The sequence below is a fragment of the Peribacillus suis genome (assembly GCF_059384845.1).
Genome location: NZ_CM182019.1, coordinates 1,732,982 through 1,747,706, shown reverse-complemented (window position 1 = coordinate 1,747,706; position 14,725 = coordinate 1,732,982). Strand labels below are relative to the sequence as shown.

At 37.5% G+C, this 14,725-nt stretch carries 13 protein-coding genes; 6 read left to right on the top strand and 7 right to left on the bottom strand.

The window, feature by feature from the left end; all coding sequences use genetic code 11:
• Positions 1 to 7: 7 nt before the first annotated feature.
• The 6 genes from AC503W_RS08595 to AC503W_RS08570 all read right to left on the bottom strand — a co-directional run bounded on the left by AC503W_RS08595 (position 8) and on the right by AC503W_RS08570 (position 6,962).
• Positions 8 to 1,369 carry an ethanolamine ammonia-lyase subunit EutB gene (locus AC503W_RS08595; RefSeq protein ID WP_494916849.1) on the bottom strand — a complete coding sequence of 454 codons (1,362 nt, stop codon included), beginning with the start codon at positions 1,367 to 1,369 and terminating at the stop codon, positions 8 to 10.
• Between the two features lie 16 nt (positions 1,370 to 1,385).
• The gene (locus AC503W_RS08590; RefSeq protein WP_494916847.1) at positions 1,386 to 2,834 is read right to left on the bottom strand and encodes an ethanolamine ammonia-lyase reactivating factor EutA; all 1,449 of its coding nucleotides are present in this window, start codon (positions 2,832 to 2,834) and stop codon (positions 1,386 to 1,388) included.
• A 189-nt stretch (positions 2,835 to 3,023) separates the two neighbouring features.
• A complete protein-coding gene (gene eutH, locus AC503W_RS08585) occupies positions 3,024 to 4,292 on the bottom strand; it encodes an ethanolamine utilization protein EutH (protein WP_494916845.1) in 1,269 nt (422 codons plus the stop codon).
• A 151-nt stretch (positions 4,293 to 4,443) separates the two neighbouring features.
• Entirely contained in the window at positions 4,444 to 5,016 is a 573-nt protein-coding gene (locus tag AC503W_RS08580; protein ID WP_494916844.1) for an ANTAR domain-containing response regulator, read from the bottom strand.
• Complete coding sequence (locus tag AC503W_RS08575; protein ID WP_494916843.1) at positions 4,991 to 6,451, bottom strand: sensor histidine kinase; 1,461 nt, start codon at positions 6,449 to 6,451, stop codon at positions 4,991 to 4,993. The genes AC503W_RS08580 and AC503W_RS08575 overlap by 26 nt, the downstream gene beginning before the upstream one ends.
• Positions 6,452 to 6,827: 376 nt before the next feature.
• On the bottom strand, positions 6,828 to 6,962 hold the full coding sequence (locus AC503W_RS08570) for a heme-binding protein (RefSeq protein ID WP_494917312.1): 135 nt from the start codon (positions 6,960 to 6,962) through the stop codon (positions 6,828 to 6,830).
• A 145-nt stretch (positions 6,963 to 7,107) separates the two neighbouring features.
• On the opposite strand from AC503W_RS08570, the gene AC503W_RS08565 reads away from it, so the two are divergent.
• Both AC503W_RS08565 and AC503W_RS08560 read left to right on the top strand, forming a co-directional pair.
• Positions 7,108 to 8,070, top strand: coding sequence for a fumarylacetoacetate hydrolase family protein (locus AC503W_RS08565; RefSeq protein ID WP_494916842.1), 963 nt, complete (start codon positions 7,108 to 7,110; stop codon positions 8,068 to 8,070).
• 13 nt (positions 8,071 to 8,083) lie between these two features.
• Complete coding sequence (locus tag AC503W_RS08560) at positions 8,084 to 9,004, top strand: VOC family protein (RefSeq protein ID WP_494916840.1); 921 nt, start codon at positions 8,084 to 8,086, stop codon at positions 9,002 to 9,004.
• Between the two features lie 367 nt (positions 9,005 to 9,371).
• Here the strand turns inward: AC503W_RS08560 and AC503W_RS08555 are convergent, their stop codons facing one another.
• Positions 9,372 to 10,256, bottom strand: a complete 885-nt coding sequence (locus tag AC503W_RS08555; protein ID WP_494916839.1) for a LysR family transcriptional regulator — start codon at positions 10,254 to 10,256, stop codon at positions 9,372 to 9,374.
• A gap of 142 nt (positions 10,257 to 10,398) precedes the next feature.
• Here AC503W_RS08555 and AC503W_RS08550 point away from each other — a divergent pair, with 142 nt between their 5' ends.
• The 4 genes from AC503W_RS08550 (at position 10,399) to AC503W_RS08535 (ending at position 14,362) form a co-directional block, all read left to right on the top strand.
• On the top strand, positions 10,399 to 11,136 hold the full coding sequence (locus AC503W_RS08550) for an SDR family NAD(P)-dependent oxidoreductase (protein WP_494916837.1): 738 nt from the start codon (positions 10,399 to 10,401) through the stop codon (positions 11,134 to 11,136).
• Positions 11,137 to 11,191: 55 nt separating this feature from the next.
• The gene (locus AC503W_RS08545; protein ID WP_427651545.1) at positions 11,192 to 12,475 is read left to right on the top strand and encodes an MFS transporter; all 1,284 of its coding nucleotides are present in this window, start codon (positions 11,192 to 11,194) and stop codon (positions 12,473 to 12,475) included.
• Positions 12,476 to 12,741: 266 nt separating this feature from the next.
• Positions 12,742 to 13,653, top strand: a complete 912-nt coding sequence (locus AC503W_RS08540) for a DMT family transporter (RefSeq protein ID WP_494916835.1) — start codon at positions 12,742 to 12,744, stop codon at positions 13,651 to 13,653.
• A gap of 430 nt (positions 13,654 to 14,083) precedes the next feature.
• The gene (locus AC503W_RS08535) at positions 14,084 to 14,362 is read left to right on the top strand and encodes an RNA polymerase sigma factor (protein WP_402876092.1); all 279 of its coding nucleotides are present in this window, start codon (positions 14,084 to 14,086) and stop codon (positions 14,360 to 14,362) included.
• The last annotated feature ends 363 nt before the right edge of the window (positions 14,363 to 14,725 follow it).

Below are 14,725 nucleotides of genomic sequence, written 5' to 3'. Positions count from 1 at the left end.
CCCCTTTTTACGAAAATAAAGAAATGTCACCCGCATTTGGGCCAAGGCGTCCGTTTTCATAGATCCCCATTTTCTCTAACCACTCAAGAAAAATCGGTGCCGGTGTTTTCCCGAATAACTGGTTTAATGTAGCTACGTCATGATAGCTCATAGATTGATAATTTAGCATGCAGTCATCACCCATTGGCGTGGCTATTATGAAGTTCACACCTGCTGCCGTCAGTAAAACGCCTAGGTCTTCAATGTCATTTTGATCGGCTTTTATATGGTTCGTGTAGCAAATGTCTACTCCCATAGGAAGGCCATGCATTTTACCCATAAAGTGATCTTCCAGACCAGCACGGATAACCTGCTTACTATTATATAAATACTCTGGACCAATAAAACCGACGACAGTGTTGACGATATACGGATCATAGTGGCGGGCAAAGCCATAATTGCGTGATTCAAGCGTTAGTTGGTCAATGCCAAAATGCGCTTCTGCAGATAATTCAGAGCCTTGACCCGTTTCAAAGTACATATGCTGTGGCCCCGTACCCGTTCCCTCTCTTTTTGCTAACTCATTAGCTTCTGCAATCAGCTCAGCAGAAATGCCAAATGATCGGTTTGCAGCTTCTGTTCCTGCGATACTTTGGAAAATCATATCCGCTGGCGCTCCTTGTCGAATGGCTTTCATCTGCGTACTTATATGGGCAAGCACACAGTTTTGTGTTGGAATCTTCCATTCTTGTATAAAATCATTAGTCGCGTGTAGAAGTCGCTTCACACTTTCAACAGAATCATTGACTGGATTAATGCCAATTAGCGCATCACCAATTCCATACGAGAGACCGTCTTTAAGCGATGCAAGCATCCCTTCCACATTGTCGGTCGGATGGTTCGGCTGAAGCCTTGATGATAGAGTACCTTTTTGACCGATGGTAATATTACAGGTCGTTAAAATCTCCATTTTGTTTCCCGCATGGACGAGGTCTAGATTCGACATGAGCTTTGTGACTGCTGCAATCATTTCACTATTCAGTCCTTTACTAAGCCGCTTCAGCTCTCTGTCTCCAGTTTCATTGCTTAAAATGTATTCCCGTAATTCTGCAATACTCCAATTCTTCACTTGCGAATAAACCTTTTCATTTACGTCGCCTTCAATAATGGCGGATACTTCATCCTGATCAGTAGGCAGAAATGGATGATTCCGAATATCAGCAAGCGTAATGTCACTGATAACTGTTTTAGCGGCGATGCGTTCTTGCACATTTTCCGCTGCCAGCCCCGCAAGACGGTCCCCAGATTTTTCTTCATTTGCTTTTGCAAATACTTCTTTTAAACTAGTGAATTGATATACTTTACCACCAAGCATCGTTTTTAACTTCATACTCTATCTGTCTCCTTTATGATGAATGAAACGTTAATGTTTTGACGACAACAGGCACAACTTCGGATTGCCGAGGACGACCAATGTCCATATAATTTCCATGTTCGACATTTAACTGATCAATGCAAATGACACTTTGCCGGGCATTCATCGCGTGCAATGTCTGGCCAAGCACTTTGGCGTGATCGGTTTGTAAAACAATTACCATCGGCTGTTCCGGATCATGACGCATATCCATCACTTTTATAATTCCTTTTGCCAATGCTTGAATATCTTTAAAGCTCATATATGGCAAATCCGCTAGATAAATGACGAAATTTTGACCTTCCTGAAATGAATCATATACCTCTATCGCTTCTATAAAAGACTCTTTGAATTTTGAAAGCCCGCTTTTAAACCCAGCTTTAAACGAGAATTTGTATACAGGCATATTTTTCAGGGGTAGCTCATCTGAAGCAACCTGAATCGTTGCGCCGCTTATTTCGGTCGTTTGGGTTCCAGCACCGATTACCGTCGCCCGCACAGTCTCATTGGGATCGATCCTGTTCCATTTAGTAAGTTCTCCACTGTTTAACAAGGCCGTTGCCAGCTTAACTCCAATATCACTGTACAAGATGTCAGAGGGTTTTGAAGAATCCTTCTTATACATGCATTCAGAAATGCCACCAGAAAAGATAACATCTTCAACCTTCGTTTCCCAATTGGGCAGATGGCCAAGGAGGAGCACTTCGTCTTTTAAAACTGGTTCGTTTGCTAGAATACGCGAAATCGACTCGGTCATAAATTCCGTCACTTTATCAATATCAGGGTGATGCATTGAATCCCCCACTTTAAGAGTCCATCCTTCCTGTTGAATTAACTTCTGTACAGGAGGTGAAATCGATGTGATCAACCCATCACAAAATTCAATGAGCCTTCCTCCAATATGCAATGTACACGTACCCAGCAATTCCTCCCGTTTAAAGACAGCGATATTCGCTGTACCACCACCGATGTCGATGTTAGCTGTCACTTTTCCCGTTTTCACCGAATAGTCATATGCACCGGAACCTTTCGCCGCGATGATACCTTCTAGATCTGATCCAGCTGTTGCCACGAGAAAGTCACCCGCTTCACCTGATAGGTGATGAACGATTTCGCTTGCATTTCGTTTTGTCGCGGCTTCACCGGTTATGATGACGGCTCCTGTTTCGATATCTGATGGATGTATACCTGCCTCCTCATATTGCGACCGTATGATTTTTTCCACGCTAGAAACATCAATGGTCCAAGCATCTTTAAGTGGTGTTCGAAAAATAGGACTTTTGTATAAAATTTCTTTACCGACAATTTCAACGCGTGGGACATCTGTACTCCCGGCGGTATTCATTAGTGAAAAGCGACTGATAATAATTTTGGTTGTGCTCGTGCCGATATCTATACCGGCGCTAATGATTGTATCTTGTTTTAAATGAAATCCGGCCATCTAGACACCCGCTTTCCTCGTAAAAAAGGCGCCTTTACAAAACCGACGATTTTTCGTCGAACTGTAAAGGCGCCTTTGCCAGAAACATTCACTTTTTATTAGTGTCAATATATCAAATATTCTATTAAATGTAAAGATTATAGCAGACATACCATTTTTGTTATTCTCAGCTGTTTAAAAAGATAAGCGTTAAGCTTTCTTCTCATCGAGAAATTCAATATTCTCTTCTTTAAGATACTCTCCTTTTTTAATTATACCTTCCTTACGGTCCTGTTCTTCGAGTTTTAATGCAGTTGGTACGGATAGCCAAAAAGCGAAGGCAATGGCACATACTCCAGCAAGGAACTTTCCGGCAAGAACCGGCAAAATTAGATTTGGCTGAAAGTTAGCGGTAAACGATAAATGATCTCCTAGCAAAAAAGCTGCACATACCGCAAATGAGATATTGATAACTTTGTCTTTAGGTGGCATGTATCGAATGAGCTGGAACATTGCTAGAATGTTTGCTACTGTTGCCAAAATCCCAGCACTTCCAGTAGAAGATAAACCAAGTTTACGGCCGCCTAATTCAAGCGGTCTTGCTGCATATTTACGGAGTAAATATACCATTGGGAAGGCTCCGGCAAGCATGATACCGATATAACCTGCTGTTTCAAGGGCACGGAACTGATCTTTTTCATCAGCCATGATCGGATGGAAACCCCACCCTCCGAAAACCGTCGAAAAGATTCCTGTGAAAATTTCAATAATCGAGAAAACAAGCACCAGTTTAATTAATGCATCCAGCGCTCGCCCAAAAATCATAAAACCACTGATCATCATCCGCGGAAAAAATTTAAGTCCGGCTGCTATAGCGACCACGAATAGGAGCAGAGGCAATAAATTGAGGAAAATCTGCCCATATGCCAGTGCGAATTCATGTGTTGAATCAGCTGTTGTACTGATTTCTGTACGGATGTCTGTATTAAATAAAACGACCAATACACTAGAAATTAACGCGCCAATCGGAATCGTCAATACGCCTGACATAATTCCAAGTGCCATATACTTATGATCTCGTTTATCAAGCATCGCTAATCCCATCGGAATCGAGAAGACAATGGTGGCTCCGGCCATATAGCCAACGATCAATGCCATGATCCAGCCTTCATATGATCCCTTCAATGCATTTGCCAGTTGATATCCGCCCATGTCAGATGCCAGAATGGCTGTGGCTGCAATCGCCGGATCAGCACCAAGAAGATTAAAAAATGGTCCGACGAGTTTATCAATAAAAATCGTCAAATACGGAATGGATGCCATGATCCCAGCAGCCGGAACAAAAATATGACCTACTGTATGGATACCGTCCATGAACTCTTTTCCGAGCCCTTGATCCGGGTTTTTTATAGCGGCAATGGCTCCCACAAGAGCACAAGCCATGATAACATATATTACACTCGTCCCGATTAACTCCATATATATTTCCTCCAGTTTTCTTGATAATTAATATCATCCAATTCTATATTCTCTTATCTCTTACAAATATTAGCCTCTTATCAAGAACAAAAAGACGCTTTAAAGAAGTGAGTCTTTAAGCGCCTTTGCTTAGTAATTTCTTATGTACTTGTTAATTGGAATACTTTAGAATAGTTTCCTGTGCAATTGACTCCATTGTCAGCTGACGGGACATACTCTCCCTTCGAAGGGAGGTATAAGCTTCCTGTTCAGAGAGCTTATTTCTCTCCATCAGTAAACCTTTCGCACGTTCAATTAGCTTTCGCTTTTGAACTTCATCCTGTGCTGACTGAATTGACTGCTTTAGCGCCTTTGCTTTGTCAGCCTGATGAAGAGCTACTGTGATAGCAGGAATTAAATTTGATTCCGATATCGGTTTTACGAGGTACCCGAGAATATTATCCTGTTTGGATTTCTCCACGAACTCCTGTTGGCTATATGCTGTAATAAGAAGAATTGGCAAATCAAGTTGGCGACCAATGATGTTACTTGCTTGCAAACCATTCATTTTTGGCATTTTTATATCCATTAATATGAGGTCTGGCTTCATCTCAAAAGCAAGTTCAATCGCCCTGTCTCCGTCTCCAGCCTCTCCTACCACTTGAAAACCATTATCCTGAAGCATCATTTTTAAATCCATTCGAATAATCGATTCATCTTCAGCAATTAGAATCCGTTTTTTCATGATGAATCATTACCTCCTGGCTCAGTGGGAACTTAATCGTGGCATGTGTACCACTTTGAACTGTCTTATACGTGAATTCTCCCTCAAGATCATTCACAACGAGATTATGAACAATTTCAAGCCCGAGCGAATAGGAAACCTCTGACATCCCGACGCCGTTGTCGCGGATATGCAGTTCAACAAACTTCTTACGAGAAAAAAACTCGATATGGATCATGCCGGATAACTCTCCTGGAAATGCGTGCTTCAATGAATTTTGTACAAGTTCATTGACAATCAAAGAAACCGAAACAGCTTTTCTGGAAGATGTTAATACTCTGTTGCCATTGGACTCAATATTCAAACCTATTTTATTATGAAGCCCATTACGTACCATTGATGAGCTAATCTTCTTCGTTAATTCAATTAGGTCAACATCGTCTTCATCCACGTTTTCATTGGCCAAGATCAATTCATAAACGGAAGAAATACTGAAAATCCGGTTTAATGTTTCCTCAAAATGGATTTTGTTTTCAGGTGGATATACTTGGCGCATCTGTAACCGTAAAAGACTTGCAACAGTCTGTAAATTATTTTTGACTCGGTGATGAATCTCCTTAATGACAACAGACTTCATCATCAGTTCTTTTTCTTTCGTGCGCAGTTCTGTCAAATCCTGAATGATCATCAAAATACCCTTCAGCTCATTTGTTTTACTGTGCAGCTTCACCTTTTTCACTTCGATGTTCTTTGACAACACCGTCAACTCAGAAACAATAACTTCTTCTTGATTATCTAGAACTTCATCTAAAAAAGGAAGCAATGTTAAAATTTCCTCATTTTGAATGCGATCCGCTTGGCTCATTTCATTTATAAATCTAACTCCGGCAGCATTAGCATATACAAGACGTTGATCAGCGTCTGTAACGAGAAAAATTTCCATCAACAGATCTGGTACAATCGGATAATCATCAATAGTTTCGGACATAAGATTCCCGAGCGCTTTTGATCCAAATGAAATATCAGACGGCTCATTCAGGTTATTAAAAGTACCAGCAAGTTCCTCTTCCATAATCATTATAGCAATCACTTCATGATTATCATTACGTATGGGCACCGCACTTTGTTCAACAATTTTACCTTCTTGTGTAATAGCTCGATTCCGATTTGACTTTTTCCCAGTACTAAAACTATAATGAACGCCTGGCTCAAATACTTCATAGACGAATTCCCCTACAACGGACTTTTTATAAACTGCTTCCTGGGTCCTCGGAAAAGCTTCGGCTACAACAATTGCCCGTTTGCTAGATTTCGTCATACAATCAATAAATATACACTTATTACTAAGTTCAGCATAAAGAGGTAGCGTATTCGCTATGCTAGCAACAATCTGAATATCTGAGCCTGAAAGATCAGTATATGACTGGCAGAGCTCTTCAATTGTAGTTTTGTCCATATAAAAACACCTTATCATTGGAGTATGCAACACTATCTGACATGCTGATTCTTTATCATGAATAATAATTCTAATTATTCAAGTTTTTTTGTTATCCCACCCCCTGTACATACCGCCCCGTTGATAAATTCAATCAAGAAATATACATTTCAAGAAAACCTATCTCCCAAATAATCTTCTACTCATAATCTTATAGAAAACTTCTTTCAATAACACTGGGATAAAATATAACATTTACATACTATTATTTAATTTAACCATAGTTCATCCTCTATTTTCAAGCCATTTCCAATAAAACATTAAAATGTATGTTATATAATCTAACATATGAATATAGACAATGGAATTTTTTTCATTTATAGTTTAAGCATAAGTATTAGAACCTTATATAAGTCTTTTGAATAGCCTCACAAACCTGCATATCATGCGTGTAATGTCCTCCGCTAACACCAATTCCTCCCACGCACTCACCATCGACTTGAACTTTTTGAATTGGATTGACATAAAACAAATATATTTTATTGGATTCAATACATGTCAAGACCAAATTTCATTTTTAAATTTAATTTCACTCTAGATTTCAATAAATCTTATTCTAGTCCCATGTAAAGCTTAACCATTACAATAAGTGTAATAACTTTAAGGAGGATATTAATATGGGCATTAAATTATTACGTTTTGAATATGAATCTGAAATACATTGGGGTGTTTTAGAAGAAGCCATTCGAATCATTGAACATGAGGCCGAATCATTAAACAAATTATTAACTAACGGGTATGAAGCCATTCAACATGCAAAAACAAATGGAAAAATCGTTACTAATGAAGATATCACTTTACTTTCACCAGTCACTGAAGATGCTAATATCTTTTGTCAAGGAACCAACTACAGCGTACACCGCGAAGAAGCAGGTTTTACAAAACAAAAGCCTCCGTACAATTTATTGTTCACAAAAGCGTCTAGCACATTAACATCCGCAACGGCTGATATACTCTGTCCTGCACATGTGAAATTATTGGACTATGAGATTGAGCTTGGTCTGATCATAAATAAAGACATCACAGAACAAACCACGATTACAGGGGATAATCTGAAAGACTACATTGCTGGCCTTGTTATCGCCAATGATATGTCTGCACGAGACGTGCAAATTGTAGAACAACAATGGTTCAAAGGAAAAAGCTATCGAGGTTTTTGTCCAGTAGGGCCGTACATTTATTTATTAGAAGAAGATGAGATTCAATACCTAGATCAACTTGTTCTTCACTTAGAAGTAAACGGGAAAACCCGCCAACATGTAATAACGGATCAATTACTTTTCAAACCAACAGAAACATTAAGTGAAATGTCCGAAATCTTCAATTTGAAAACAGGAGACCTTGTGCTTACAGGAACGCCTGGTGGCGTATGCTTACGTCTAAATGCAAATATCATCCAATATATTTCTGATAATACAATTCCTCATGAAGATAAAATCTCTTATTTTATCGATACGCAAAAAGACAATGGATACTTGCAAGATGGCGATGTTTTACGTCTTTCCATCAAAAGCACAGACAATGTCATTGACTTAGGCATGCAAGAAAATAAAATTTCACATGCCATACCTGTAAAATAAAAGGAGTGATTTCATGATTCCAGTTTTCCGGCTAGGCTATGTAACGTTCTTCTCGAAAAATGTCAAAGCGATGGTCGATTATTATACAAACGTACTAGGATGCAAAGTCGTTGAACAGGCGGAAAATGGGACGGTTTATATTAGCAATGGTTTCGAACATCATCATATTGTCATACATCCTAGCCAACACAGCTTCATGGAAGGGATAGGTTGGCAGGTCAATGCACAGATGGAGTTAAAAGATGCGCAGTATCTTTTAAGAGAAGAAGGTATTTTTAGCGAACTTATACATGATAAACAACCTGGAGTAGTTGAACAACTCGAGTTTAAAGATCCAGATGGTAATAAGATTTTTCTCTATCATGAAATGGAATATAGTTCACCGGGTTATAGTGAAGTCGGAATTATCCCGAATAAATTAGGCCACCTATCCATTAGCGTCAAAAATGCTCCTCAGAACGTTGACTTTTATCATCGGATCCTTGGATTTCATAAGACAGATCAAATCTTAGATGCAGCAAGCTTTCTAACTTGTAATGAAGATCATCATACCTTGAATATCATTCAAGGGAAAAAGTCTTATATGCATCATATTGCTTTTCAATTACGAAACCCCGGGCATCAATATGCTAGCTCCGATATTCTTATGCGACATAACATGCCTACTATTTGGGGACCTAGTCGTCATACGGCTGGACATAATATTGCCTCATATCATTTCGATCCTGATAAACATGTAATTGAATTGTATACAGATATGGATAAATATATTCAAGAACTAGACATTATGGAGCCGCGTCCTTGGCATAAAGAGAGACCTTTGCCTCCAAAGAAATGGGAGTCCTTCGAGCATTGGGAAACTCAATTTAGTGATATTTTGCCATCAGTAGAAGAATCGAAAGTGGATCGACCAAAACAGATCTTACCGCTTTGAAACTAGGGTGAAACGATCAAAATGAAAACGATTTCCTTTTTACCTCAGTTACACTCACTATAATATAGAAACAAGGTACTAATAGAAAAGAAAAATGGATATTTTATTTTCCTTTTCTTATAGCGCCAGTACATGTGCTAATTGTTTTTCAGTCTTAATTTTAAGAATGTAAGACTAGGTACGATGTATCTAGTCTTCTCTTTTATTGAAGAACTACGCTTATATTTCTTACTATAATTTTTTAAAACTTAAAGTCTTCACGAAACCTACTATATCACTCCACTATTTTTTGATACACCATATAATTCTTATCTCAATCTCGACAAACTCCGTTACTATAATTCCTCTTTTCAAACTCAGATCTCATTTATTCTTTTTTATATTCTTGAAAATAACGATGACAATGGGCAACGAATGCCTCCGAAATTTTTGTAGGGAATAAATATCGATGCTTTAATAAGCCGATGGTACGGGTAAACTTCTTATTTTCAATTTTCAAGTGCTTAAGTTTACTTTCATATAAATTAACAGCTGTTTCAGGTGTAAAGGCTGCACCATGTCCATTTTTCACAAGCTGTAAAATGGTTGTTGCTTCTTCCACTTCAACTTGATAAGTCGGTGTATATCCTATTGATTTACAAAATCTGTCGGTAAATTGACGAAAGGTGTACTTATTGGTTAAACCGATAAAAGGTAGTTCGTCAAATTCCAACAAATTAATTGTTCCTTCTTTCTTCTCTTTATATGATTTTGGTACAGTTAGAAAAATTTCCTCTTCAAATAATGGGACCCATTCTACATTTGGATGTTCGATTTGCTCAGTGGTAATACATACATCATATTTTCCATTTTCCGTGAATTGTTGTAAATTTTCTTTTGATAACGGTACTTGTTGATATTTAACATTGGAATAATTATTGAAAAACTGATCTAAGATATTCGTGAAAGTATATGGTAATGTCGTCACAATCGACAAGTTCCCACTTCCCTCGCCTCGTCTTTCCTCTAATCCACGCTCTAAATGATGTACCTCAGAGAAAACACGCTCCGCACGTTTGAATAAAAACCTTCCATTTTCATTTAATGAAATGCGCTTGCCACTACGGAAAAACAAATCCATCCCTAACTCTGCTTCAAGATTAGTGATCGCCTTACTTAACGCTGGTTGCGAAATCGATAGTTCTTTAGCTGCAAGTGACACGTTTTCTAATTGTGCGGTTGTATAAAAGTATCGTAACTTTACTAGGTCCATAATTTTCCTCCTCCCCTTAATAACCTGAAGTTATAAGGAAATAGTTAATTGGTATTTTTCATTATATCAAAATACGTTTAAAATGTAATTGTCACTGATATATGAACAAATTGTGAACAAAAAATATATGGGGGTTTTCAATATGAGATTAAAAGACAAAGTCGCGATCATTACAGGAGCAGCATCCGGTATGGGGCAAGGAGAAGCTATCCGTTTTGCAAAAGAAGGCGCAAAAGTAGTTGTAGCTGACTTGAATTTAGAAGGGGCAAAAACTGTTGCTGAAGAAATTAAAGCGTTTGGCGGAGAAGCTATCGCTGTATCTGTGAACGTTATGAAAACCGAGGATATCAAAAATTGTGTCGAAATAACAGAAGACACTTTCGGTCCAGTTGATGTCTTAGTAAATAATGCAGGTGTATTTGATAAATATGCTAAATCATTAGATACGACATTAGATCAATGGAACTTCTTCTTAAATATTAACTTAACAAGTGTATTCGAATTCTCGAATGCTGTTTTACCTAGCATGATTGAGCGTGGTACTGGTTCCATCGTAAATATTGCTTCTGTTGCAGGTTTGGTTGCAGGTAAAGGTGGAGCTGCTTATACCGCTACTAAGCATGGAGTAATTGGGTATACCAAGCATTTATCTTCTGAATATGCACGCCATGGTATTAAAATTAACGCTATTTGCCCAGGAACCATCGAAACACCTTTAGTTAAGGATGTTTTAGCTGGAATTCCAAAAGATTTAGTACCGACTCGTACATTTGGTCAAGTAGAAGAAGTCGCTGATTTAGCTGTATTTTTAGCATCAGATGAAGCGAAATTCATAAGTGGTGCCGCTGTACCAATCGATGGAGGATTTACCATTCAATAAATATACAAATTTTTAACTGCTTAATTTATAAAATAATACAAAGTGGAGAAGCAACGTGCTTGTTTCTCCACTTTTACGAGGTGACATCATGAAAAAACAAGGGAAAATCCACTATGCTTGGTGGATTATGGTGGCAAGTGCTGCAATTTACGCCGCAAGTGTCGGAATTATCGTAAGCTGTGCAGGTTTACTATACCGTGCAGTAGCAGAAGATCTTCAAGTTGGGGTTTCTGAAATTAGCTTGTATACATCGCTAATGTATTTAACTGTCACCATTTTACTACCATTTGCAGGAAAGATATTGAACAAATTTGATATCCGCTATATTTTAACGATTGCTGGTATTATAAATGCGCTAGCATTTGGATTAATGGGTACCTATCATTCTGTCTTCCCTTTCTATATTTCAGGGATTGCATTAGGAATTGGTAGTACATTCTTAATTTACGGGTCCATTCCTTTAATCATGAACAACTGGTTTAAAGCAAAAGTTGGTACCTCTTTAGGTTTTGCTATGGCATTCATGGGGGTTGGCGGTGCGGTCTTCGCTCAAATCACCGGTGCCTTGATTGAATCGATTGGCTGGCGCTCCACATATATGACATTAGGTGTTATTGTAGCCATTCTTATTTTACCATTCTCTCTATTCGTTATTCGTTCAAAACCAGAACAACTAAATATGACTGCTTATGGTGCCGATGAAGTCGACACCGATACTACTAATACGCAACAAAAACCTGAATCAGGTGTCTTGAAAGGTGTTGCAATGAAATCCCCAGCATTCTATTTGGTTGTTTTATTCACAGGGCTTTTCGGACTGGCTTCAACCGTTAGCTTCCATGTACCAAACTTTGTACAATCCGTAGGCTTTAGTGCTACAATGGCTGCTACAGGTGTAACTTGTGTAACGATTGGTCAAACAGGTGGTAAATTCCTGCTTGGTGCCATAAACGATAAAATGGGAATTAAAGTAGCTCTATTTGTTGGTATTGGCGGGGGTATGCTAGGTGTTGTCGCACTACTTATTTCGGATTCATTCGGAATTGGTATGCTATATACTGGTGCCTTACTATTTGGTATAGGATTCTCAGGGTCTACCTTACTTCCTCCAGTCGTGATTCGCGAAGTATTCGGCGGGCGAGACTACGCATCCATTTATACAACGATCATGTCAGCCTCTACATTAGGTGTGGCATTCGGTACAACATTATTCAGTTACATTTTTGATTCAACAGGTTCTTACTATACTGTATTCATTATTGTTATTGTCCTCTTTATCATTACGATTTCTTCAAGTTTAATTTCTTTAAAATGGAAGAAAAAATTAAATTTTAACTAATGAAAAAGCCTACAAGATCCTATGAGATCTTGTAGGCTTTTTTATAGCCACTCTTCAAACTGAAGAATCATTTCACCTACACCCAAACTAATACGATGTGAAGTATAGGGACTAACATCCATTTCAAAGTAGTCACTACAAATTATTGGCATAAATACTTTACTCATGCTCAGTTTTTAAAAACTATCTCTTTTAGTTTTGGTATTTTCTTGAAAAAGGTTGTATAATAGGTCAATTGTTGAATAAGTTTGAAAGGTTGTTTTTGTATGAGCTATTTTAAAACTTACATGTTGCTTATTGGAATCATGATTATTTGGGGTTTCAACGTTTCTGTTATAAAAATTTTAGTTGAACACATTCAACCTGTGACCATAACTTCTCTAAGAATTTTTACGGCTTCTTTGATAGTCTTTTTAATTTTGGGAATGCTTGGCCTCATTCGTCTTCCAAAAAAATCTGAACTTTTTTACATTTTGGGGGGAGCCCTTTTGAGCGTAGTCTTTCACCATTATTTTTTAGCAGAAGGGTTAACAAAAACTTCAGCTACGAATACTGGATTGATTTTGGGAATGGGACCTTTATTGACAGCCATCTTTTCTATGGTGATTTTTCGCAAAAAACTTACATTCATTCGAGTTCTTGGGTTTATTTGTGGGGCTCTTGGCGTGAGTGTTACCGTTTTGGCCGGAAGTGGTGGCATCCATTCTATTAATCTAGGAGATTTTGATATTTTACTCTCCATTCTTTCACAAGCGCTAAGTTTTATCCTGATTTATAAAGCTTCGAAAACGATGGACCCGCGGCTATTAACGGGTTACATGATGCTAATTGGATCATTTATTTTATTTGCCATAAGTCTTTGGATGGAACCACATGGTTTAGCTTCAATCTCATCTGCTTCGTTTTCTATCTGGGTAGCTTTCTTTTTCTCAGCTATTTTTGCTACAGGAATAGGTCATATGACTTATAATTACATCATTGGAAAGGTTGGAGCCGCAGAATCCTCTATCTTCTTAAACTTCAACACCTTTTTTTCATTAGTCGGTGCGGCTATTCTTTTGAACGAAGCAATCGTTCCAGCACATTTTTTTGGTCTTATCTTCATTGTTTCAGGAGTATTACTTGGATCGGGAGCAATAGAACTATTGTTGCTTCGTCGAAAAAATAAAGCTATGTAGTTTCTAGCTACTATTCATAAATTTGATTGCTGTCTCATATTCGACCCTAAATTGGAGTTACATCACTTGTTTTTCTGGTAAAAAAAGAATTAAGTCATAGGTAAAAAAAGAAAAGATTATTCCACCTAGTCGTTCCGCAGCAATCTTATAGAAAAGGTAAACGTACATAACTATTCCTTTATAATTACTCCTTTCAAACTGTCTGTACTAGTTTAATCTTTTTTTAATCCCTAAAAATTGAAATGAAACTTAATTATAACTAAGAAAAAGCCTACATGACTCTATGAAATCATGTAGGCTTTTTAGCTGCAAATATCATAAATTCTACAACCTTGTTCTATATAAAGTTCTGCTTCTCATGATTTCAAGTTTTCCTTCAGTAAAAACAGGGTACATATTACCTATAGCAACACAGAAATGAGGTGTAATATTGGATACAAAAAATGAAATTGTTACTCATATATTAGATAAAGATACCGAGTATTTTAGTAAGTTATACTCTAATCATGAAGAAATGCTAAAGAGTATTGCCTTAAAATTAACTGGATCTAAGATCTATTCAGAAAACTTAATTTCAGAAGTTTTTAAAGAGTTATGGGACTCTCCTCAATACTTTAAGGATTCTAACGACACGAAGATATCTACCTTTCTCATGAAAAGGATCGTTTATAATCATGTATATTATAAACGTTATCTTAAAAAAGATTAATAATCATACAAACCTTACTATTAAATCGTCTCCTCTACTTCACCATATTCTCTTCCATCCAGGAATTAAAATTGATTCTATGTTAAAAAAGGAACTTGAACTTATAGTCATAAGAAATTGGATTATTAAAATTCAACAGAACTTTTTCCTAATAAACTAGATGAATGAGATTTCGAAGATTTCCCAAGAATTAATTTTTCATCATCTATCTAGAAAACATAATTGTGTAATATAACATTTCACATAGAAATTAACCCATCGTACACGACGTTTAATTTGCAGGTAAAAGAGTTCGGAAGTATTTAATTCCGAGCCCTTTTGAATTTTTATTAAAATCTGTCGTGATAATTTGTTTGTCATCAT

Excerpts from the sequence above, each read along its gene's own strand:
- AC503W_RS08595 (WP_494916849.1), bottom strand. The coding sequence starts at position 1,369 with ATGAAGTTAAAAACGATGCTTGGTGGTAAAGTATATCAATTCACTAGT.
- AC503W_RS08590 (WP_494916847.1), bottom strand. The coding sequence starts at position 2,834 with ATGGCCGGATTTCATTTAAAACAAGATACAATCATTAGCGCCGGTATA.
- eutH (WP_494916845.1), bottom strand. The coding sequence starts at position 4,292 with ATGGAGTTAATCGGGACGAGTGTAATATATGTTATCATGGCTTGTGCT.
- AC503W_RS08580 (WP_494916844.1), bottom strand. The coding sequence starts at position 5,016 with ATGAAAAAACGGATTCTAATTGCTGAAGATGAATCGATTATTCGAATG.
- AC503W_RS08575 (WP_494916843.1), bottom strand. The coding sequence starts at position 6,451 with ATGGACAAAACTACAATTGAAGAGCTCTGCCAGTCATATACTGATCTT.
- AC503W_RS08565 (WP_494916842.1), top strand. The coding sequence starts at position 7,108 with ATGGGCATTAAATTATTACGTTTTGAATATGAATCTGAAATACATTGG.
- AC503W_RS08560 (WP_494916840.1), top strand. The coding sequence starts at position 8,084 with ATGATTCCAGTTTTCCGGCTAGGCTATGTAACGTTCTTCTCGAAAAAT.
- AC503W_RS08555 (WP_494916839.1), bottom strand. The coding sequence starts at position 10,256 with ATGGACCTAGTAAAGTTACGATACTTTTATACAACCGCACAATTAGAA.
- AC503W_RS08550 (WP_494916837.1), top strand. The coding sequence starts at position 10,399 with ATGAGATTAAAAGACAAAGTCGCGATCATTACAGGAGCAGCATCCGGT.
- AC503W_RS08540 (WP_494916835.1), top strand. The coding sequence starts at position 12,742 with ATGAGCTATTTTAAAACTTACATGTTGCTTATTGGAATCATGATTATT.